This is a genomic window from Fischerella sp. (genome assembly GCF_013388695.1).
Classification (GTDB): Bacteria; Cyanobacteriota; Cyanobacteriia; order Cyanobacteriales; family Nostocaceae; genus PCC9605.
Genome location: NZ_JACAEU010000107.1, coordinates 1 through 21,531, shown reverse-complemented (window position 1 = coordinate 21,531; position 21,531 = coordinate 1). Strand labels below are relative to the sequence as shown.

General features: G+C 40.6%; 16 protein-coding genes and 1 pseudogene. 3 read left to right on the top strand and 14 right to left on the bottom strand.

Annotated features, from left to right (window positions below; genetic code table 11):
* Positions 1 to 16 precede the first annotated feature (16 nt).
* Positions 17 to 2,014 carry an AAA-like domain-containing protein gene (locus HXY43_RS14445; protein WP_290883954.1) on the bottom strand — a complete coding sequence of 666 codons (1,998 nt, stop codon included), beginning with the start codon at positions 2,012 to 2,014 and terminating at the stop codon, positions 17 to 19.
* A gap of 461 nt (positions 2,015 to 2,475) precedes the next feature.
* Here HXY43_RS14445 and HXY43_RS14440 point away from each other — a divergent pair, with 461 nt between their 5' ends.
* A complete protein-coding gene (locus HXY43_RS14440; protein WP_290883952.1) occupies positions 2,476 to 2,727 on the top strand; it encodes a DUF6152 family protein in 252 nt (83 codons plus the stop codon).
* 18 nt (positions 2,728 to 2,745) lie between these two features.
* Here HXY43_RS14440 and HXY43_RS14435 read toward each other — a convergent pair whose 3' ends face one another.
* From HXY43_RS14435 to HXY43_RS14420, 4 genes are all read right to left on the bottom strand, one after another.
* Positions 2,746 to 2,907 carry a hypothetical protein gene (locus tag HXY43_RS14435; RefSeq protein ID WP_290883950.1) on the bottom strand — a complete coding sequence of 54 codons (162 nt, stop codon included), beginning with the start codon at positions 2,905 to 2,907 and terminating at the stop codon, positions 2,746 to 2,748.
* A gap of 253 nt (positions 2,908 to 3,160) precedes the next feature.
* Complete coding sequence (locus HXY43_RS14430; protein WP_290883948.1) at positions 3,161 to 4,306, bottom strand: BMP family ABC transporter substrate-binding protein; 1,146 nt, start codon at positions 4,304 to 4,306, stop codon at positions 3,161 to 3,163.
* 529 nt (positions 4,307 to 4,835) lie between these two features.
* A complete protein-coding gene (locus HXY43_RS14425) occupies positions 4,836 to 5,207 on the bottom strand; it encodes a sulfite exporter TauE/SafE family protein (protein WP_290883946.1) in 372 nt (123 codons plus the stop codon).
* A gap of 24 nt (positions 5,208 to 5,231) precedes the next feature.
* Positions 5,232 to 6,197 (bottom strand): acetamidase/formamidase family protein, encoded by a 966-nt coding sequence (locus HXY43_RS14420; protein ID WP_290883944.1) that lies wholly within the window; start codon positions 6,195 to 6,197, stop codon positions 5,232 to 5,234.
* A 649-nt stretch (positions 6,198 to 6,846) separates the two neighbouring features.
* On the opposite strand from HXY43_RS14420, the gene HXY43_RS14415 reads away from it, so the two are divergent.
* Positions 6,847 to 9,495, top strand: coding sequence for a CHAT domain-containing protein (locus tag HXY43_RS14415; RefSeq protein WP_290883942.1), 2,649 nt, complete (start codon positions 6,847 to 6,849; stop codon positions 9,493 to 9,495).
* A gap of 74 nt (positions 9,496 to 9,569) precedes the next feature.
* Here the strand turns inward: HXY43_RS14415 and HXY43_RS14410 are convergent.
* From HXY43_RS14410 to HXY43_RS14390, 5 genes and pseudogenes are all read right to left on the bottom strand, one after another.
* A pseudogene (locus HXY43_RS14410) lies at positions 9,570 to 10,196 on the bottom strand (filamentous hemagglutinin N-terminal domain-containing protein); the annotation flags it as partial.
* Positions 10,197 to 10,318: 122 nt separating this feature from the next.
* Positions 10,319 to 11,128 (bottom strand): DUF928 domain-containing protein, encoded by an 810-nt coding sequence (locus tag HXY43_RS14405; protein ID WP_290883940.1) that lies wholly within the window; start codon positions 11,126 to 11,128, stop codon positions 10,319 to 10,321.
* A gap of 113 nt (positions 11,129 to 11,241) precedes the next feature.
* Entirely contained in the window at positions 11,242 to 13,605 is a 2,364-nt protein-coding gene (locus tag HXY43_RS14400) for a CHASE2 domain-containing protein (RefSeq protein WP_290883938.1), read from the bottom strand.
* A gap of 146 nt (positions 13,606 to 13,751) precedes the next feature.
* Positions 13,752 to 14,726 (bottom strand): DUF1822 family protein, encoded by a 975-nt coding sequence (locus tag HXY43_RS14395; RefSeq protein ID WP_026734759.1) that lies wholly within the window; start codon positions 14,724 to 14,726, stop codon positions 13,752 to 13,754.
* A 27-nt stretch (positions 14,727 to 14,753) separates the two neighbouring features.
* On the bottom strand, positions 14,754 to 15,383 hold the full coding sequence (locus HXY43_RS14390; RefSeq protein ID WP_026734758.1) for a sigma-70 family RNA polymerase sigma factor: 630 nt from the start codon (positions 15,381 to 15,383) through the stop codon (positions 14,754 to 14,756).
* 444 nt (positions 15,384 to 15,827) lie between these two features.
* Between HXY43_RS14390 and HXY43_RS14385 the strand changes: the two genes are divergently transcribed.
* Positions 15,828 to 16,637 carry a DNA-binding response regulator gene (locus HXY43_RS14385; RefSeq protein ID WP_290883935.1) on the top strand — a complete coding sequence of 270 codons (810 nt, stop codon included), beginning with the start codon at positions 15,828 to 15,830 and terminating at the stop codon, positions 16,635 to 16,637.
* A gap of 193 nt (positions 16,638 to 16,830) precedes the next feature.
* Here HXY43_RS14385 and HXY43_RS14380 read toward each other — a convergent pair whose 3' ends face one another.
* The 4 genes from HXY43_RS14380 to HXY43_RS14365 form a co-directional block, all read right to left on the bottom strand.
* The gene (locus tag HXY43_RS14380; protein WP_290883933.1) at positions 16,831 to 17,376 is read right to left on the bottom strand and encodes a 2OG-Fe(II) oxygenase; all 546 of its coding nucleotides are present in this window, start codon (positions 17,374 to 17,376) and stop codon (positions 16,831 to 16,833) included.
* Positions 17,377 to 17,495: 119 nt separating this feature from the next.
* A complete protein-coding gene (locus HXY43_RS14375) occupies positions 17,496 to 18,944 on the bottom strand; it encodes an MBL fold metallo-hydrolase (RefSeq protein WP_290883931.1) in 1,449 nt (482 codons plus the stop codon).
* A 173-nt stretch (positions 18,945 to 19,117) separates the two neighbouring features.
* Positions 19,118 to 20,623 carry a S8 family serine peptidase gene (locus tag HXY43_RS14370; RefSeq protein ID WP_290883929.1) on the bottom strand — a complete coding sequence of 502 codons (1,506 nt, stop codon included), beginning with the start codon at positions 20,621 to 20,623 and terminating at the stop codon, positions 19,118 to 19,120.
* A gap of 219 nt (positions 20,624 to 20,842) precedes the next feature.
* Positions 20,843 to 21,220, bottom strand: coding sequence for an NHLP leader peptide family RiPP precursor (locus tag HXY43_RS14365; protein ID WP_026734755.1), 378 nt, complete (start codon positions 21,218 to 21,220; stop codon positions 20,843 to 20,845).
* Positions 21,221 to 21,531 lie beyond the last annotated feature (311 nt).

Sequence of the window (21,531 nt, the reverse complement as noted above, 5' to 3'; positions counted from 1 at the left end):
CATTAATAAATCAGTTTTAAATTTTTTCATTTAAAACTAAATTAACAATAAAACAATTACGTCCCTTTCTTCTCGCTTGAAATAGTGCTTCTTCAGCAGCAGCAATTAACATCTCAGCGGAGTTTTCATGGTTTGGTGTTGCTGTTGCAATCCCTAAACTCACAGTCAGAACCGGAGCAGGAAATCCATCAAAGTGAGATTGAGCGTGGGGGATCGCTAATGCCTTAACCCGATCGCGAATGTTTTCTGCAAGTTCAACAGCAATATCTGTATCAACTTTGGGCAAGATTGCAGCAAACTTTGTCCCTTCATAATGTGCCAACAGATCGGCTTGATATTTCAGGCAGTCGCACATGACATTAGCGATTTTTTGTAAACTGATATTTCCAGCTACATGCCCATGAGTGTCACAGTAAAATTTAAAGTAGTCAATTTCACACAAAATCAGAGTTAGCTGTGAACTTTTTTTCAGCCACAATTGCCACTCCATCTCCAGATACTGTTGGAAGTAGTGGAGATTGACGAACTGAGTTAATGCATCATTTTCATCAATAACAGAGTGTTCTTGTTGTTCTTCTGGCGATAATTTTATAGAAGCATTGACGCTATTTTGCTTGCCAAGCTGCTGGCTAAAATAAAGGCGATACAATTCACAGCTTGGTTGTGCGCGATCGCCATCTAATTGCACCAAACCCATACTTTCAAGCTTGTAAGCGGCGATCGCGTCTAGTTGTACTCTCTCATTAGCAGTTACAACCTGTTGCATAGCTGACATCAATCGTGGTTCAGCTTGGAGTAAAGTCAACAGTTCTCTGAGATGTTGAGCATAAATCCCGGTTGGTGTGGCGGCTGTTCGTAATAACACGTCTAAACTCATTTCTCCCTGACACAGATGATAAAGCGCGAGGTTCACCAGATAGGGATGTCCGCCGATCATCGCTTGTAGTGGTGCAAGCCGTTGTGCTTCTTCCTTGTTTGTTGCCCATTCGAGTCCATAGCGCTGTGCTAAATTTTCTGCCTGCTCTAGGGTAAATGGTGGTAGCGTAATTGTTACCCCAACATTAAAAGGAGATTGATTGAGCTTGAGCTGGATATAAATTTCGGTTGTGTGAACTACCACTAACCGCAGTTTTTGCCAAGTCTGATCCTGCTTTGCCTGTTCGTGCCAAAATCGCAGCATTGGCAAGAAGTCGTGGGCAATATTGGGATGTTCAAAAATCCGATGAACTTCATTCAAAGCCAAGACTACGGGTCTGCTATCAATGTATTGCAGTAGATACCCCTCAAAATAAATTTTGCAGCTCACTTTGCTGCCCATCTCAGCATCCCAAAAATCATCTAGATTGGGAAAGAGGTTCAACTGCCTGCTAACGTTGATGCAGAACCAACGCAAAAATTTATCAAGCGAAGCAAAAATGCTTTCATCCGCTTCTTGAAAGTCCAAATAGACTGTATGATAACCCTGCTCTCTAGCGTGAGCAATCATCCTGTTGAGCAGCGAACTTTTGCCCATTTTCCTGGGGGCTTTGATCCGCAGCAAGCAACCAGGCTGCATAATTTCGTTACAAACCAGTTCTTCTAGGGGAGGACGATAAATGTAAATAGGAGAATCTAGTGGTACAGGACCGCTAGGAAAATCCATTTTGCTGACTAAGACTAAGTTTGAAGAATACTTGGCTGAACTAGAGTTTAATGGCAACTCTTGTTCGGGCTGATTCTTTTGCCTGTTTATCCTATTTTGGGGATATTTCCGAAACACTAGATGCAGGTTCTTTTTCGTGACTCTCTCTCCAAGTGCTTCAGAAAGGTCTTGCCACAACTGAGAGCCTACTTCCTTAATGTAGTCGCTACCATAGCCGGAACCCTGCGCCATTTCAAAGTAGGTCTTGCCCAACCACGATTGATGGAGCACGAACCGCTGAATGGAACTGAGAGGCTTGTCTTGTAGAATTCTTTCTACAGCTTCTAGAAGTTCTTCCACGGTTATTAAAGCTTCAACTAATTGTAGATTCACTTATGCCTTTTTACTTAGTAATAATATACATCTGAAGATTTATTTGCACCAATAAAAAATAACTTTATATGTATACAATTTTTGGTGCGATCGTTGTACAGCAAATGTTTTTAAAATTAAATATTTTTTTTAAGATTAGCGTATACGAAGAAAACAGAGAGATTTCTGCCCAGAGAATATATCATTTTTTTAGTTGACTAATTGATATACATCATATAAATTACTACTTAAGATAGATGTAAATAATATAAAAATTAGTGCAAGTAAGACTTAACCTTTTCATAAGATTTCGAGCTACTGAAAGTCTATGACTTGGCGTAGGTAGCTTATGACTCTGCAAATAAGTCCGATGATTGTTTGCTTGGCTGGCAGGATTGATGACACAACTGTGTAGCTGCGATGAAATAACAGTTTATTTTCATTGATTTATGTTTACTGAACTGTAAAAGGAGATCAAAGCAATGTCCAAAAAAGGATTTGTGCATGCAGCTGTGACAGCAGCCGCGATCGCAACCTTCCTAAGTGTTGATGCTGATGAAGCAGGAGCACATCACGGTTGGAGTGAGTACAACAACCAGCAACCTTTGAACTTGACAGGACAGATTCAACAAGTGAGCTATGAGTCTCCTCATGTGATGATTCAGATCAAGTCTGGTAACAAAATTTGGACATCTGTGTTCTCCTTGTCCTTTTTTTCATTTGAAGATTACTGAATCGGTGTTCTAGCCGATTTATTGATCTGACACAAAGCCATCTCCTCCCATCCAGCGCCCGATTTGTTCGCGGCTGATGTCTGCAATTGGCACAAAATTAGAAAGCTGTCCTTTATAGATCACCCCAATGCGATCGCACAATGCCAACAACTCATCTAAATCTTCAGAAATCACCAGCACTCCACACTCGCTTCGCTCCAATTAAAAATTAAAAATTCAAAATTCAAAATTGAAATCCCCACAATTAAAATTGGGGGCTTGTACCCGAAATTAATTAAAAATTTTTATTTCTTCTTAATTTTGCATTTTTAATTTTTAATTTTCAATTGTTTCGGTCAAATTTACCTGATTATTTGCCAAACAACCAAGATACGACTTGCTAATATTCCTGGCTTGTAAACGGCTTTGGTTCATGTCAATCTCAAATCCAAAATCATTTAAGACTTCCCTTAGGAAGTGAACCCTCTACTCCTTCAACATACCAATCCATTGCTAACTGTTGTTTATCCTCCAAAACTTTACCCTGTGGTACTCGCACTACACCCTTTTGGTCTTTCACCGGGCCATTAAAAGGATGGGCACTACCTTTAATAAATTCCTCCCGCTTTGCCATTACCAATCTCTGCACATCTTGAGGAATTGCTGGATTTAGTGGCGAAATATCAACCATCCCTTGACCAATTCCATACCAAACGTTTTCAGGCTTCCACGTACCATTGATAACAGCAAGGGCTTTATGTGTATAAAACTTGCCCCACTTATTAATGGCTGATGTTAAATGTGCCTTCGCACCAAACCGACTCATATCGGTGTTGTAACCAAAAGCAAAAATACCTTTCTCCTCTGCTAATTGCACAGCAGCAGCAGAGTCAGTGTGTTGTGTCAGCACATCTGCATCTAAATTTACCAAAGCTTGTGCAGCTTCTCTTTCTTTAGCTGGATCGTACCAACTTTGTACCCACACTACTCTCAGCTTTGCCTTAGGATTTGTCGCCCGCAGTCCCTGTGTGAAAGCACCTATCCCCCGAATTACTTCTGGAATTGGGTATGCTCCGATAAAACCAATGATATTAGATTTGGTCATCTTGCCAGCAATCATACCAGTTAAGTAGCGGGGTTCTTCAAAGCGTCCCAAATAAGTGCCGACATTGGCAGCACGTTTGTAACCCGTACAGTGTTCAAAATAAACATCAGGAAAGTCTTTGGCAACTTTAATTGTCGGATTCATGTAGCCAAAGGAAGTTGTAAAAATTAATTTGTTGCCATCTAATGCCAGTTGACGAATAACCCTCTCAGCATCAGCACCTTCACTGACATTTTCTATAAAAGTAGACCTCACTCTTCCTTGAAGATTCACTTCCATTTCTCTGCGTCCGAGGTCGTGGGCATAAGTCCACCCAAAATCACCTACAGGTCCCACATAAACAAAACCCACCTTCAATGGTTCATTAACTGCTATGGGTGATGTCCTTGGTGACACTCCACTCTGTGGATTATTAGATTTTCTTTCAGTACAGGCAGCAATGGTAAAGCTAGCTCCTGTAAAAGAGGCATATTTGATAAACTTACGACGATCCATATCTATCGCTTAGCTGTACTTAGTTAAAAATATCTCTCTGGTTGGTAGCAGATGCAGTTTAAGATTATATATTCGCTAGATTTTAACTTTTTGTTTTTGCCACTAACAGACCATTTATAAAGTAAATCTTAAGTTTGTAGTGGCGTGTCAAATCTAAAATGATGCATTATAGCTTTCTTGTGGGATGGGCTTCTAGCCCGCCGATGAGGGATTTCCAAGAAATAAATTATCCCGGATTGTGGGGTAGACCGGACAGCCTGCCCCTCAGATGTGACGGGTGAGGACACCCATCCCACAAGAAAATTTGGGATGTTTTTTTATTTGGAAGTTCCTAAGGACGGTCTAGAAGCCCATCCCACAAGATTTTTCTAATGCACAAAATTAGGGTATCTAAGAGTTTGAAAACACGCCCTAGGGGGGATCAAACAAAATATTTGATACTTTTCAGACATCCTCTAACAATTAAAAAATTTAATCAGTAGGGTGAGTAATACTCTCCCTACAAATAAATTACAATCCTTAAACTTAGTTACCTGAAAAACAAATACCGCAAGCCAATTAGTAATAAAAATATTCCATACAGCTTCTTGATCATTTCACTACTAATAAAAGGCTGATTTGCAAACAAAGCCCCAAACAAGTTTCCAATTATAAGGCCAACTGCGATAATTACGGCATATTTGATATTGAGATTACCGTTGCGATAGTAAATAATAGCAGCCAAAATACCTATTGGTAATATTTGAGCGGCAATGGAAGTACCAGTAGCAAACTTTTGATCCAAACCAATTAGCAGCACCATAGCTGGCACCATAATTGCACCACCGCCGATACCAAACATACCGCCAGCTACACCTGCGACAAGACCGATGAGTAATAATTGAAGGAGTATATTAGACATAAAAAATGATTGTTTGATTGCTAATTATAAATTTATTTCCCTTGATAAGATAGACTTTGCTAACATTCCATGCACACCTTTTTGCGGAGTATTGACAACCTGAGTGATGCGAAAGTTTACCGCCAAACTGCACAATACATAAGCATCTTCTGGTGATATTCCTGTTAAGTTTACCAGAAAATAAATCATATTTTTTAAAGCCTGATCTAAGGCTGCATCTAAAGTTTGACCAAATCCCATTGTGATGATATCTGTATGAGTTTCAGCCATTGGTGTTGTCAGTTGCAAATCCTTGCGAAGTTTTAATTGAATAGTACCGTTCATGGATGTCTCAATGGCGGTGACGTTCACTTCACCATCTCCCTGTGCAGAATGTCCATCACCTATAGAAAACAAAGCACCAGGAACGAAAATAGGCAAAAATATTTTTGAACCCGCTTGTAGTTCACGGTTGTCAATATTACCTCCATAACAACCAGGAGGAATGGAAGAACGTTGCGTTTCTGGAGTGGCGACACCAAGAATGCCAAAAAACGGTTTCAAAGGAACTTTAATACCACTGTTTACAGGAAATTCAGCAACATTGTTTTCTAAATCAAGGGGAATGAATCTCAAAGCTGGTTGATTGAACTGCTGTGGTAACGCTCCCCAACCTGTACGAATAGCATTGAAACCAATGGGTAATCTAGGTTTAATGGCTTCTAATTTTACTTCCAAAACATCCCCCGGTTCTGCCTCCCGCACATAAATTGGCCCTGTCAGCAAATGGGGACCATCTGCAATTTTGCGTTCTGCTAGCAGATTTTGGCAAATATCAATAAATTCTGATGTGATAAATTCGCTTGGTGCTTTGTCGTAAATATAGTAACCAGTATATGTTTCCACATCTACTGTATCACCGGAGTCAACAATCAGTACTGGTTCTAATAAATTAGAAAATCCGCCTAGATGTACTGTATTTTTAGTAGCTTTGAGAATGTGATGAGCCATTGCCGCTGTTGTAGTTACTTCATAGATATTAAATAAAATTTATACAAATCATAGCTACATTACAATCTCTTGAGAGTTTACACTTTGACACAAACCTGTACTTAGGTTTACTAGGAATTAATCATATTTACTAAAGTTAATCTTTAAGTTACAATTATTTTCTTTTCTAAATTTGTTTCATACGGTCAAGAAATCTAGGTAAGTTTTAATGTAGTGCAAGCTTCTTAATCTATGCGATAAACAAACCTGCACCATGCCACCGATTAGCTTCATTGGCTAGAGTTGGGTGATATACTCTGTGCAATCTGCCAGAAATCGGCGGATGTGATTGGCGATCGCATCTCCCTCTTCTTCTAAGGCAAAATGTCTTGCAGATGAAACTCTATGTTTTTCAAGTCGCGTTGATAGGGATGAGCACCTTTGGCAGGAAAGATGAAATCATTATCTCCCAGTAAACTTTGTTGTACTGAGAGTCTTCTTACTCCATTTAAGATAGCGATCGCCAGATGTCCAAAGGCGATAAAAAATGCGGGCGCTCTTTATGAGCAGTTATGGTGAGCCAATCAATTGGTTATGACGCTGCTAAACATGTGAAGGGACGCAAACGGCATCTGACGGTTAAAGCTATTTCAACTCATCTACAACATTTATGGGAATCAAACGGAGTCTATTTGAGCAGAAAATCAAATTGTTGCTGAGACAGGTACGAGCAACAGTACAACGCCATATCAGTATCATCATACTTGCAGTATTGTTCTTGGTGACGGCAATATTGCCCAGCACTGCTCATATGGTTACAGGAAATTTGCTCGCTCAAGCTTCGCTGAATGCCGAAAATTTGGTAGAGCAAGGCAAAGCTTTATATGAAGCTGAAAAGTTTAATGATGCAGTCAAGATTTTGCAACAAGCAGCCGCCGCCTTCGCTGGCAGTGGTGATAAATTAGGACAAGCCATGACTTTAAGCAATTTGTCCTTAGCTTATCAACAACTTGGCTTATGGAAAGAGGCAGAAGGTGCGATCGCCCAAAGTCTTAACTTATTACAAAATTTGGAGCGATCGCAAGAGCGTGCGGGAATTCTCGCGCAAACTTTAGATGTTCAAGGGCGCTTGCACTTGACACGGGGACAAACCGAAAATGCTCTCAATAGTTGGCAACAAGCCGCTGATATATATAAAAAATTAGGCGATCGCGTTAAATTAGTTCGCAATCACATTAACTGTGCTCAAGCATTGCAAGTTTTGGGCTTTTATAATCGGGCTGAAAATATTTTAGATGAGGTAAAGCAAACCCTCCAAAACATTCCAGACGCATCTGTTAGAGTCGAGGGATTCCGTAGCCTCGGCGACGTTCTCCGATTACTGGGTAAATTACGCGAATCTGAAGAGATATTGAAAGAGAGTTTAAAAGTAGCGGAATCCTTGCGTTCCAATCAAGTTATTAGTGAAGTTCTAGTTAGTCTAGGCAAGACAGCACGCGCACAAAAAAATCCCCAAGCTGCTTTAAACTTCTTCCAACAGGCAGCTGCCTTATCACCTCCCATTAATACGCGCATCGAATTACTGTTAAATCGATTCAGCTTGCTTTTAGAAACACAGCAATTTCGCGCTGCTACAGATTTGTTACCGCAAACTCAGTCAGAAATTAATAAATTACCGCCTAGTCGGATGGCAGTTTACGCCCGGATTAACTTAGCTCAGAATCTAGCACGATTAAAAAAAGAGATCAAAAATCATAGTAACAAAAACATAAATACTCCCTCATGGTTGGATATTGCCCAACTATTAGCACCAGCAGTCCAACAAGCAAAAAGTCTGCAAGACAAACGAGCAGAATCTTATGCAACGGGTACTCTTGGCTCATTGTATGAACAAACTGAGCAGTTATCCCATGCTTTTGACCTGACGGAAAAAGCTTTGTTCACAGCCCAAGCAATTGACGCACCAGATATTACTTATCAGTGGCAATGGCAGTTAGGACGTTTACTCAAGCAAAAGGGAGATATTAAAGGAGCGATCGCTGCCTACCAAGTAGCATTTCGTACTCTCCAATCTCTGCGTAGCGATTTAGTTGCCATCAATCCAGACATTCAGTTTTCCTTCACAGAAAGTGTAGAACCAGTGTATCGAGAGTTGGTAGATTTGCAATTGCAAAGTAAAGGAAACCTCGAAACCACTTCACAAAATCTCACCCAAGCTCGTGATGTAATTGAATCGCTAAAGCTGGCAGAACTGAATAACTTCTTTCGGTCTGCCTGTTTGGAACCAATTGTAAAACTTGACGAAGTGTTGTCTCAGGATGAAAACGCAGCTGTCATCTATCCAATTATTTTGCCAGACCGCTTGGAGGTCATTCTGACCTTGCCTGGTCAAAACAAACTTCGCCATTATACAACAAAGATACCCCGCGATCAAGTAGAAAGCATTATCACTTCTCTGCGTTCATCTCTATTGGATGTCGCTGGAACTTCTCAAGTCAAAGAACAATCTCAAAAGATATATGAGTGGTTAATCCGACCAGCGGAAGTAGAATTGACCAATAGCGGCATCAAAACCCTAGCATTTGTACTGGATGGATCTTTGCGGAATATCCCGATGGCGGTTCTCTACGATCGACAGCAGCAGAAATATCTAGTAGAAAAATATGCGATCGCTTTAACTCCGGGTTTGCAACTTGTTAATCCCAAACCTTTGCAACGGGTTGAATTAAACGCTTTAACAGCGGGAGTAGGCAAAGAACGCTTCGGTTTGCCTCCACTACAAAACGTAGCACGGGAACTAAAAGTAATTCAATCTAAGGTATCCAGAAGTAAAGAACTCCTCAATCAGGAATTTACCCAAACAAATCTGCAAAAGCAGCTGCAATCAACTCCTTTTTCCGTAGTTCATCTAGCAACTCACGGCGAATTCAGTTCAGATCCAGAAAAAACCTTTATTCTTACCTGGGATAAACTGCTCAAGGTCAAAGAATTTGATAAATTAGTGCGAACTAGCGAAACTAACAGGTCTAGCAACATTGAATTACTCGTACTCAGTGCTTGCAAAACCGCCCAAGGAGATAAGCGAGCCGCATTGGGATTAGCTGGAGTAGCTGTGCAGGCTGGAGTACGCAGTACACTGGCAAGTTTGTGGTCAGTAGACGATCAATCCACCGCCTTCCTCATGAGTGAGTTTTATCGACAGTTAAAGACTGGGATGACTAAAGCCGAAGCGCTTCAGCATGCCCAACTAGCTGTTGTTGCTAAAGAGAACAGTCCCTATTACTGGGCTCCTTACGTACTATTGGGGAATTGGCTGTAATACCAATACTTCTCGAATAAGCAGACTTGATTCTCCTTTATGGTTTGGGATGCATGTTAAAGGTGAAGGGGTAAAAGATGAATATCCGTCCCCACAAGTGCCAAGGTTTTACCAGAGTTAACCTGTAGACCAACAGGTTCACCAGTGCGATCGCTTGCCTGAGATTGATTAACGATATTTTCTGGTGCTGACCCAAATTGCAGACCTAGGGGTACGCTAATCGTCAGCAAAGAATTAGTTTGGGGTGCAGTGGCACTAAACTCTGCACCATCAGCAAATTTGATGCTATTAGCTGTAGTGGCAATAAAAGACCCACCGATATTTAGCGAAGCATTGCGACCAAATACAATTCCATTAGGATTGATTAGAAACAGGTTAGCTGTACCGTTGGCTCGAATCAAACCATCAATATTAGAAATAGACTTACCCGTGACTCTGCTAATGATGTTTTGAAGATCGGCAGCATTGTTAAAGTAAGCTGTAGTCCCATTAGGGACGGAGAATTCCTCAAAGCTATGGAAAAGGTTGCTTCCCGCTTGGGTTCCTCCTTCAATGATGTTGGTATTGCCATCGGGAGTAACGCGAGAATTATTTGGGAGAGTGCGATCGGGGGTGATTTGAGCGAGAGCACAATTTCCAGAGGTGATTATTGCTCCTCCCACTAATAACCAATATCCCCAATTTCGAGCGATCGCGAACATAAACACACCTCAAAAAAGTAATTATTCGTGATACGATACTTTTTGACGGCAGATACCTTACGTTGCTAAGAATAACTTTTGGCAACTCCCTGTATGTGCATTGTTGCAAATGCGCTCCAAAATTATCTTTGCAGATTGTAATGCCCAACGATTGATGCCCCTGCAAATTCTTCCAAATTAACAGCTTCTAACAATTTTGCCCAATCTTCTGCCAGCACTCGTGAATCTGAATTGGTGTTTCGCAGTTGAGCTAAATTAGTTACAGCATCTTGCCAAAGATAATTAACAGCATAGACCTTGTATTTACCTGGTTTTACTGTTTTTAACTGACTTTCAAGGCTAGTATTGAAAGGCACGCGTTGTATCCATGCTTTCACATACAAATAATCAGATGTATTTTGCGACTCACCACAATAAATTTTGAAGTACCATTGATATTTACTGTTTGTTTTGAGTGCGTATTGTGGATTTGATGGTAGGTTGATGCCAATAATACCAGCCTGTTGAGGCAGCGAAACCAGTGTGCGGTAAATGTCTTTGCCAGATTCATCCTGAAAAATAAATTCTCCAGAGCGTAGATTTGTGGGCAATTGTGGCAAATAAACCCAAAAAGTGGGATATTCAGAAACTGTTAATGCTAAGAAAGATTTTGATTCTTCTGGTGTTTCTTCTCCAGGCACTAAGGCTGTGAGAGGCTGATTTAGGTTGGGACAACCATTGCGTCTTGCTCCGCCTTGACGGCGACCAATGGGTGCGCCATTCCGTGGAAACTTCAATTGGCTGAGGTTGTTTTGCGTGCTAGCAGAACGGTTTGTAATTGGTTGAGCTACCTGTGCTTGAACTTGTAGAGGATTATTCACAAGACTCAGGAGAAGCAAAGGGATAACGCAAGCAAGTTTCATCTGTTTTTCAGGTTGGTTATTCCTGACCATAACGATTTTGGATGTGGTAATTGGTTATTTGTTAGTGGTTAGTGGTTTTTTGTTGGTTGTTGGTTGTTGGTTGGTGGTTGGTGGTTGTTGCTTGGTGGTGATTTCCTTATTCATCACTTCCCCCACAGCCCCCAACCCCAGAGGGGACCCCTAGCCCCCACTTTCCCACTCTCCCCATCTCCCCATCTCCCCTTTCCCCTTCCCCTTATCCACACGCTTGCAGTAGCTGTAAACATAAATACTAAAGCAGGTGGAACCAGTGGTATCCACCCTGCCTGTGTAAAGATGCTAAAGCAAATTCCAAATAGTGTCAAAAGCCCTGTTACTACTGCTAACCCCAAGTGCATTGGTTTTGAGAAACACCACGCTATGATTCCTCCTACCAATGACCATCCCAAAACCCAAACTGCTTCCACCCATCCAGACCACCACCACAATAAAGCTCTACCATCGAGAACAGCACTAAGGATATGGCTGATCATATGGGCTTGCACAAACACTCCTGGTATTTTCTTGTTGGTGACAGGAGTTTTCCAATAATCACTGGTGCTTGGGGCAGTAACGCCAATCAGAACGATACGATTCTTTAATGAGTCTAGGTTAATCCGGTCATTCAAAACATCTTTGAGAGATACTGACTCAGCAATATTTTCGCGATCGCGCAAGGAACGATAATTTAGCAGCACTTGATAACCTGATGCATCCACCCCTTGATAGCCGCTAGAGTGTTCTTTTAATGGCTTGAACGCAACTTTGCCAATTTGTAAATACCCTTGGCTTGTAATATCTGCGATCGCACCTTTGGAAAGCAAATAATGCCGTGCAATCTGAAGGTTAAAAGCATATTCTGCGGTACAGGGAGACTCCACTGGCGGATTTAATTGCAATAACTGGCGACGGAGAATATCACCGCTATCTACGACAAAATCACTAAAGGTTTGGCGGTTTTTTGGGACTTCATCAGGAGGGTGAATGCCATCAGATGCATCATCAAAATCAGCAGAAACTTTGCATACTGCAAAAATCCGGTCATCTTGATTGAGGCGAGTGGCTAAATTTGGATTATCGGGATCTACAGAAAAATCACGATAAACATCTAAACCAATAGTTGTTGGTTGATATTGTTCTAGTTTTTGCAAAAGTTGCAGAAGTGCCAGATCCGATAGTGACCCTGTTCTCTTCATTTTTTGCTGGTTCTGATAATAAATGTCTGCTTCATCAACAGTGACTATTAACAGGCGCGGATCTAACCTTTCAATTGCTGGTTGTATCTGCATTAAATGGTCGTATGCTTGCAATTCCCAAGGTTGCAACATCCCTAGATGACGCATTCCCATTACCAATGCGGTCACAAGTATACTTGTGATAATTATGGTCAGAAAATTCTGTCTGGGCTTGGTATTTTGAATAAATAAATCTTTCCAAGTCGGTGGTACTGTATTCGGGTGCTGAAAAATTACTGGCAACCAAGTGGCATTGGGAAATTTATCTTCCAACCCTTGCAGCTTTTCCCTTGCTTCCCGCGATGCCAAATATAGAGATTTACCATCAGCAAAAGCTACCAGAAAATACTTTAAAAATTTCTGCGCTACCTCATCGGGTATTGGTTCCCGCATGACAATCATTTGCGGTATTTGTAAACAGGCAAGCTGTCGCGCTAATCCCAAACCATCACAAGAGTTAAAAATCGCCAGTTGCAACCCTTGTGCGATCGCTCTTGTTAAACCATATCTTAATTCGTCAATTGTTAAACTATCGCTTTTATTGATATAAATACGACCAGTACGATCGGCAGTTTCACTATGTCCAGCAAAAAATAGAATATCCCATTGCTGCCACAGATAATTATTTAGCTCTTGGCGTTGTGGTTCTACTAAAATAACTGTTTCAGAATTTGGTAAACTTTCTAGCAGTTGACGGTCTGGTTGAATGTTAATTCCAGTACTATCACCTAGAATCGCTAAAATTCTAACTTTGGGTTTACGTGATGGTTTTGGAGGAGTTTCAAATGCTGTGGCAGTGAGGGCAAATTCCGCAAATGGGTATCTATCAAAAAAATCCCACTCTTGCCAAGGGAGACTTTGTAATTGATGATTGTCGGTACGGATTAATACTCTAATTGTTTCATCTCGTGTTAATTCTTCCCGTAATGTGTTGTTGATCTGGCGAAAATCTGCGGATGCTAACCATTTTTGCAGGCGATCGCTCAAAATTTTGGCTGTTTGGTGGCATTCTGAAATTCGCTTTGTGATAGAGCCATCATAAATAATTTCTTGAGGTTTTATGCGACTAGGAATTCCCAAACTGCGATAGTTCAACTGCCACTGATTTAAGCATGTAACCAAGTCGGGATATGGTGGGAGATTACCAGTAATTTCTATTTCCGGACGAGCAAAATCTGAACCAATCTCCAGTGTCACCCAAAATCCCTGATGTTCTAAATCACCATCCAGTTTGAGAACAACTAACTTCGTCATATACCCATTTGAGATTTGGAGGTTTGTATGATCTAATTCACCCTATCAAACACTGAAAATATTGGAAATTGTTTTAACATTGTTTTAAAGTCGTAATAATTTAATTATGATTGTTAAAATCAGCACCAGTATTTTTTTACCGTGCTTCAAGCTATAAAAGCTTCTGTATGGCTGACATCGCCCAATATCACTTTCACGCTAAAACGTTCTCCAATTTCACTACTAAAGTTTAATTGAATACTCTTAGTGTTTCTAGCAGTAGCTTGCATAACAGCTATTCCTTTTTCATCTAACACCATTAGCTCAAGCTCTTCTGGGAGATAATTTTTACCTCCAAGTGGACATACTTTCGCACAGATATTTATTTCTCGTTCAGAGGCTGGTATTAATCCTACTACTAAGGCGATTGGTATACTTTCTGATTCTTGTCCTAAGTCAAACAGTTTGCCCTTCTGTATGCTAAAGTTTGAATTTTCTAGATCGAGAGCAATCAGGCGTTCAGCAGATCTAAATTTCAAAACTAGCTCAGCTTGTTGTTGCGAATTCACAAGTGATTCTACAGTCTGCCAACCAGTATCAATAACATTCTTCAGCCACTGGCTCAAATTAATTGGCGGTGGTACAGATGTGATGAATCGCGTCTCTACGGTAGGTTGAGTTAGATGTAACAAATCTGCGAGCGATCGCAATTCAGTTATAAGTAACTCACCGCTTTCTGGAACAGTTTTCACAAATCCTAGCAGAGTTGCTTCCATAAGTGATTCGTCAAGAAGAACGGCCACGTAGCCAATTCTGTCTGAGCAAACCTCTGGTGGAAAGTAAATCATTTTTTGAGCTGGTAATACCGGACGACACTCTATCTTTCCCAAACTAATAACTTCTAAATCAGCAACATCCATGAGACTTTGCATGACTGGATTCCAAACAGAACTAGTTTCCCAATTCGTTTCAATTCCCATGCAAATGAGGTAAAATCTTACAGCATATACTGCCAAAATATTGAGATAAACCTGTTTGGCAATATTCGGGTTGCCATACTTGGTTAGTAACTCTTTTGCTTTAGTATGAGCCTCTAAGCCAAGCGGTACAGTAAAAGTTAAAGATTCTCTTGAGTTTATCATTACTTATTCACCTGTTCATCAATTTACTTAGCGATCGCAGTACTCTTTTAACTGAGAGGAAAATTTATTTATACATCGGTAATAAAAGCTGCTAACAGTGGAAATTTTGATTTCAAATTCTGCTGCAATTTCTTTCCAAGACTTTCCCCATATTCGTCGCTGAACTAATGCTTGAAAGTTAGCTTGAGGACATTCTTCTATATGTTCATTTTTGAAAATATCTTCTGGATCTAAATCTATAAATTCTTTCAGTATTTCTCTTAGGTCTTTTTCTTCTTCGGCTTGAGGAAGATTTTCCCAATAAGTAGTAGTTACTTTTACTACTGAAGGATGCTCGTAAAATTTACGAATAGCGTCTTTAAAAAATCGCCTTTCTAAGAGAAAATTAACCCACGCCATCACGTTAGCGCGTTCTGGTTCATACTTGTCAATATTTTGGCAAATATACAGAAACAGTTCCTGACGTGCTTCATTATAAATATCTTGATAAATACCTGAAAACTGGCTTCTTGAAGGACGCCAAAGATTGCCAGAGTCGACAATGGCGTTAACTAATTTTGTTAAAGCAATCTGCCGTTCCCAAGAACGCGGTGGATATTGCTGTGCTGTTTTCGCTAACTGTAGTAGATGAGAATCTAGTTCATATCTCCTCGTCATTTGAAACTCCAAAAGTTTTGGAAAAGCCGAAGTTGAACTTCTATTTCTCTCTCGCGTTCCTGTGTAGCGCTTTCTGCAAAACAACTATATTTGTTACAAAGGTTTACATAATCAGTTTTTACAGTTAAGTGTAAAACTTTGTAACAATAACTCAGGCTTTGCAGAAAAGAAGCCGCAGTGACGAGAGAAACATGTAGAGCAATGTATTGCTTCAGAAAGAGATTGAATTAACACTACATAGGTTTTGTATCTACCGCAATACTTGTAAGTCAAACAAATAAAACTAAGACTTACACCCAAATTTTCTCTGCACTTTATCTCTCTATTTTTCTACGTCTCGAAGGCTATTTATTTTTCATAACGTTTGTAGGCGATCGCTCAGCGTATCAGCCAAATGAACATTGGTCTATTTGACAATCAATATTTCAATATCAGAGGAAGACAATGACAAAAGTTTTGACAATTTCAGATGAAGAACAAGTCTGCAAAATCTTGTTAAAATGCCTGGAGGAAGAAGGATTAGATCAAATCTCTGAAGAAAATGATTTTGTCGGTACAGAGAAGATAGGAGAACAGCTATCAGATTTCGTGATTTGCGAAATTAGAATGCCAAATCTCAATGGTTACGCCGTTCTAACCAATTTGCATCAAGGCTCTCTCAAAGCAATTATTCCCTTGATTTTTCTCACTGCTAAAGCTAGCAAATCCAAGCGATGCCAAGGTATGGATCTGAAGGCAGGCGACAACCTTACCCAGGCTTTGCAACTCAAGGAATTACTGCGGGCGATCGCTGTCCGCCTAGAAAAAGAAACAGTCCTGACAAGCTGGTGTGCTATTCAATCACAGCAAAGTCCAGCACCAGAAAATAGCGAAATTGAGGAAGGGGTAACTTCTCAATCGCTCTTTCCTTACAGCCCTCAGTTGCAAGAAGTATTCAACTTTATTGAAGCTAATTATCATCAACCAATTGGGCTACGTGATGTTGCCCAGGCGGTTGGTTACTCCGCAGCTTACTTAACCGACCTAGTACGACGCCAAACGGGACAACCACTGCATCGTTGGATTATCCAGCGCCGGATGTCAGCAGCCTGTTCTCTACTGCAAGAGACTAACCAGTCAGTCGAGCAAATTGCCGAAGCAGTGGGCTATCGCTATGTAGGATGTTTCTTTCGTCAGTTTCGCCAAAGCTTAGGAATGACTCCTCAAACTTGGCGAAACGCACAACGTACTCAATCAAACACCAAACACAACTGAAGAAATATCCATTTTCAATAGAGCCTGAAACGGGAGCATCTGCCACGCAAAACCGCACACAAAATATATAGTATTGCATTGGCGATCGCCTAGATCTCTACCTACGCTTACGACCACCTTTTTTTGCTGTTGGAATGAGTCCTGATAGTAAATGCTTACGGCGCTCACAACCAATGAACTCAAAAGACAGAATTCAATTGTGATACTTCCTTTGAACAGCCCTAGATTGTATCTCAAACTCCGGAATCTGCTGAAGTCGAGTTTTACTTAAATTGTACTGCTCGCAGACTAAACTGATACGAGCTTGTGAACTTTTGACTTCATTCACTGAATGTGTCAGATTACCCCGAAAATAAAGTAAAGTGTTGGTTTGAGGCTGAATCTTACCAACTTTGCGATCGCGCTCCTGGAGTACCAGTTCTCCTCCTTGCAAATCAGGCGGCACTTGGACGTAGAGTACACTCACAATAGTTGGAATAGCCATAAACTTACCTGGTTCAGAAAGGCTACAGTCAACGTGTGGCTCTACACAAGATCCCCCCTCTATGACTAGGGGATTGAGATAAAATGCATTGCAGGCAGACATCAGCGCAACTCTCAAATACGGTTGAAAGAAGGGAAAGTGCCGTTCAACTTCACTGATGCTTGAGTTTTTAAAGACTATAGAGAATCCCTTCGTTCCTGCAAAGCTTTCGCTTAATTGACTCGCTGCTAAATAGGGGGAAGACAGGATCTGCATTCGCAAGGAGTCCAGGTAGTCAAGAAGGAATGTTTTTGACCTGAGCCAGTAATACGAATTTGGGATTATTGCCATAGTTTCAATTTATATTTATTAGTTTGACATAAATCCTTACTCTCTCAGTTTTTAGGTTCCTGCAATTGCCTAACAAGATGATTTCCTAGCTTCATCATGTAAGTATTTCTTTTATGTGAAATTGAACTATTGCCATTAATTTGAATCCATTTTTTTACTTCTTGATACCGAACGATCTCGAAAACTTTCTTAGGTGGAAATTTTAAGACAAGAGGTTCTTGTATTGAAGTTTCTTTGGGTTGAATAATTCCATATTGAGTTGGTATATATATTTTTTTGAAGCTGCGACAATTGCCCCCAAGGCTAGCATAATCCCAGCCTTTCATCTGTTTCAAAATGCTGTAAAAGCTTGACGCTGTAATGCTGGTACAGAAATTAGCCAAGGGATTTCGTCCTACTTGTGCTTGAATATTCTCTTCTGCAAAATCAAAAACCCATTGTTCACAGGAATCTGGAAAAACTATTTCTAGTTGATAAATAACTTTCCAACGACAATGTTCTATAAAAAGGGAATCTTTTTTTTCCATGAAAAACTGAGGCAAATTTAAGCATACTTCTTCTTTAATTGCCTCTTTCATCTCATCGAGATTATAATTATCTGGATTGTCGTCAATTAAGTTACTCCCTACCTTTACTGGCGAAAAATCCAAGTTTTCTCTATCGTCTTCCACCTTTGTGACAAATTGACTCATCTGTTTGAGATGACTAAACTCGCCGTTTTTAAAGGCTATGATGTCCCCTGGATCGAAAGCAAAGACGTTGTCTCCTATTTCTGGATAAACCATCCTTACATCTTTACAAAATTGTTCTCGCGTTACTGGGAATACAATCTGGTTTAGCCAAGATGAGCCATTAATTAATTTGAAGCCATTGGCTCCGGGAGCGATCGCCTTTGGTTGAATTAAACTGATTTGCTCAAGCGACTGGCTGTATTCAGAGTAAGGAAAGGACAAACTCTGATTAGTTTGGTAGTTAACCTCTAGCATTGGCTGCCAAGTTGCCAATAAGAAGTCAATTTGTGGATAGTAAGATTTTACAGAACGAATTGTATCTAGGCTGACTACCGTATCTACTTGATTCCAGCAAACCCCTGATTTATCGGCAAATACTATGCCATATTCAGGGACGCGGTTTTCTGAACGGGTTGCCAACAGACTTGTGGAGCCAAGCTTAACTTCACTAAAGTCATTCAAATGATAGATTTGAGAATATCCCAATTGACGAAGACAAGTTTCTATCAGTTTGTCATTAGGAATTAGGACATCAACTGTTTTCGGTAGATAGGCAAGAGAGCGAATGTCAAAGTGATCCAGATGCTGATGGGATATGATTAGTAAATCAAATTCTGGAAGTAATTCATGAATTACTTCTCGCTTTGGACATACATCCTCGATTCCTTCATTGTGTGGATCCCAAAGCACTGGATCCATGAGAATTTTGCAATCTTGCGTTTCCACAAATATTGAAGCATGTCCAATCATGTGAATTTGCATAGCTCACCTCTGTTGTTACTAAGGGTGGTCTGGCAAGTCAACTCTGCCGGGTTAAAAATTCACCACGTCCCCGTGTCAGTCTCCACCCGCCAATTTTGCGTTGGTCGAGTAAGAGTGCGATCGAAAAAATTAATATAGGATACCTTTGTTACTCCCTGATGAATTGAAAAATATCAACTCAAGCCAAAAGAGGCTCCTGGGTTAGCAAAAGCCAAAGTATCTAATGCAGAATTGTGGCAGGGGAAAGGTGTTGTGACTAAACCTAACGCTCGATCGGCCTGGATCAATCCGTAGCCACTGGCATAGTCAAAGCCGATGTCAAATTCTGGAGTGCTTGGATCGTCCATGTCAAGAGCAGTTGCTTCCTGGATTGAGTAGATTTCGTCAGGAGAGAGATTGGGATTAGCATCAAGCATTAGAGCGGCCACTCCCGCTGGATATGCGACTGAAGCTGATGTTCCAGCAAAGTTGGGGTAATTGTCTGAATCTTCAGGAATGTCGTCTCCAAAGAAAGTGGTATTAACGCCATCTGGAGCTACAAATGCAGGCTTGCTCCTCCAATAATCGGGAATGAACAAGCGATCGCCATCTTGATCAAACAAAACTGGTGTACCGCCAGCCGAAGAAAAAAACCGTAGTTCACCTGGATCTGTTCCAAATGCTGGAGTTTCAAGGTATGAAATTGCCCCAACTGCCGCTGCTCCCTCAGCATTGGGATTCCCAAAAATAGTTCCGCTAGCAGTGTCAAACTCGTTAATTTTAAAGTTTTTGCCTCCTCCAAACACTATGTACTTCATCAAATCAGGGTCATAACCACCTTTTTTTGAGATTGCTAGGTTAAATTCACTTGTCTGTCCTTCATTGTTAAAGGTAAGAACCTCTACTGGATCGTTACCAATGTTAGACTCGGTGCTGCTAGCCAAAACCTTAGTACCGGAACTGTCATACAAGAAAATATCGAGATCGTTGAGAGAACCAGCACCACCACTAACCGAAGCGAAAGGAGAGTCCCATTGGAAAGAGATATCAATTCCAGCACCTGAGGGAATTGTAATGCTCTGGAATGTATCTACTCCAGATCCTGGTTCAAAATCATGGAACTCTCCCCCTGAAGTCGGTTCAATCACACCACTAGGATTAAAGGAACTTTCATAGGAGCGACGACCTTCGTTACCAGCAGAAGCAAAAAAGGAGACAGCAGAGTCACCAGGTCTAGACGATATTTCATCAATAGCCTGAGCTATAATCCCATCTTGGAACATAGGTTCATGGATGATACCTACATCAGATACTATGATGTCAGCTCCAGCATCTGCTAACTTAAAAATGGCATCAGCAAATTCTTCAGGTTGACCCGGGCCTGATGTATGAAATACAAAGTTAGCACCAGGAGCCACATCATGAATAAGTTGCATGATGGCACGACCTTCATCTTCGCCCACACCAGGAGCATCTTCTAGCACTTTAATACCTGATGGCAAGTCACCACTAGCAACATCAGCTTCTGCTCCACCAAGATTATTAAAGCTGTCCGAAATCACACCTATTGTGACACCAGTTCCATCCACACCAAAGAGTTCGCGAGCTTTGTCAGCATTAATAGCTATAGCACCTTGACTTTCAACTAATCCCACATCTTGGCTAGGTGTGAACGTAGACAATTTATCTGTAGGGTTCATTTTCTCTTTGCCTTAGTCTCGTTTAACGATGTAGTATCTTTCCTGTAATTAATTAGTTTTTACTTTGAAATCCTTCATAAAAAAACTCTTAAATTACGGGAAAATAACCAGTTAGTGTTTAGAAAGTAAACCCAGTGAACATCAAAAACCTTCTACCAAAGCTCACTGGGTTAAAATAGCTTAGATTTTCAAGTAGCTACTAGAAAGCTAAGCTTATGCTTACACTAATCCTTCAGCACTACGCTTTTTACTAGCACTAAACCAAGAACAGCTTTCTTCGTACTCTCTAGAACTATACCTGCAACTACCGCCTGCTACTGTTTCTAGATCTGCCTCAGATAATTCTCCACTAGTAGTTGCTGGAGCCGGGTTATTTGGCAGTACTAAGTAGATCTTGTTTGCACTTTCCTGGATTACTTCAATTTCAAGCTCTTTTGGTAGTTCTTCTTTTGACTCTCTCGCATAAACTGCTCTGGGATTGCTGAGCAATTCTTGCTTGAAGGTCTCATTTTCCCAAGCCTGCTGAATGAGCTTCTGCTCAAACTCAAACCGAGTGTTCATTGCCTGAGAGACGATTTTTTTCAGTTCTTCGTGCATTTTCTTTTCTCCTTACTTACTTATGTCAATTTCGAGTTGACATTAACCAGAATATCGATGCATAAACTAAACAGTCAATGCGAATTATTTAGGAATGAAATCTAAAAAAATGCGACTAAATATCTGAGAATATAAAACGTAAATTGAGGAAAAATCAAACAATAAGAGTTCATTTATAAAGAAAATCCGATTCCCAGGGTAAGAGCATCTCAATCAGGCTTGACACAAGGAATCAGAAGAATCTAAAGTGTTGCTAATGAAAAAACAATTGAGAACCTGAACCATATAATTGTTATCCATAGCAGTGCGTT

Coding starts and splice junctions, on each gene's coding strand:
- HXY43_RS14440 (WP_290883952.1), top strand. CDS start 2,476: ATGTCCAAAAAAGGATTTGTGCATGCAGCTGTGACAGCAGCCGCGATC.
- HXY43_RS14430 (WP_290883948.1), bottom strand. CDS start 4,306: ATGGATCGTCGTAAGTTTATCAAATATGCCTCTTTTACAGGAGCTAGC.
- HXY43_RS14425 (WP_290883946.1), bottom strand. CDS start 5,207: ATGTCTAATATACTCCTTCAATTATTACTCATCGGTCTTGTCGCAGGT.
- HXY43_RS14420 (WP_290883944.1), bottom strand. CDS start 6,197: ATGGCTCATCACATTCTCAAAGCTACTAAAAATACAGTACATCTAGGC.
- HXY43_RS14415 (WP_290883942.1), top strand. CDS start 6,847: ATGGGAATCAAACGGAGTCTATTTGAGCAGAAAATCAAATTGTTGCTG.
- HXY43_RS14405 (WP_290883940.1), bottom strand. CDS start 11,128: ATGGTCAGGAATAACCAACCTGAAAAACAGATGAAACTTGCTTGCGTT.
- HXY43_RS14400 (WP_290883938.1), bottom strand. CDS start 13,605: ATGACGAAGTTAGTTGTTCTCAAACTGGATGGTGATTTAGAACATCAG.
- HXY43_RS14395 (WP_026734759.1), bottom strand. CDS start 14,726: ATGATAAACTCAAGAGAATCTTTAACTTTTACTGTACCGCTTGGCTTA.
- HXY43_RS14390 (WP_026734758.1), bottom strand. CDS start 15,383: ATGACGAGGAGATATGAACTAGATTCTCATCTACTACAGTTAGCGAAA.
- HXY43_RS14385 (WP_290883935.1), top strand. CDS start 15,828: ATGACAAAAGTTTTGACAATTTCAGATGAAGAACAAGTCTGCAAAATC.
- HXY43_RS14380 (WP_290883933.1), bottom strand. CDS start 17,376: ATGCAGATCCTGTCTTCCCCCTATTTAGCAGCGAGTCAATTAAGCGAA.
- HXY43_RS14375 (WP_290883931.1), bottom strand. CDS start 18,944: ATGCAAATTCACATGATTGGACATGCTTCAATATTTGTGGAAACGCAA.
- HXY43_RS14370 (WP_290883929.1), bottom strand. CDS start 20,623: ATGAACCCTACAGATAAATTGTCTACGTTCACACCTAGCCAAGATGTG.
- HXY43_RS14365 (WP_026734755.1), bottom strand. CDS start 21,220: ATGCACGAAGAACTGAAAAAAATCGTCTCTCAGGCAATGAACACTCGG.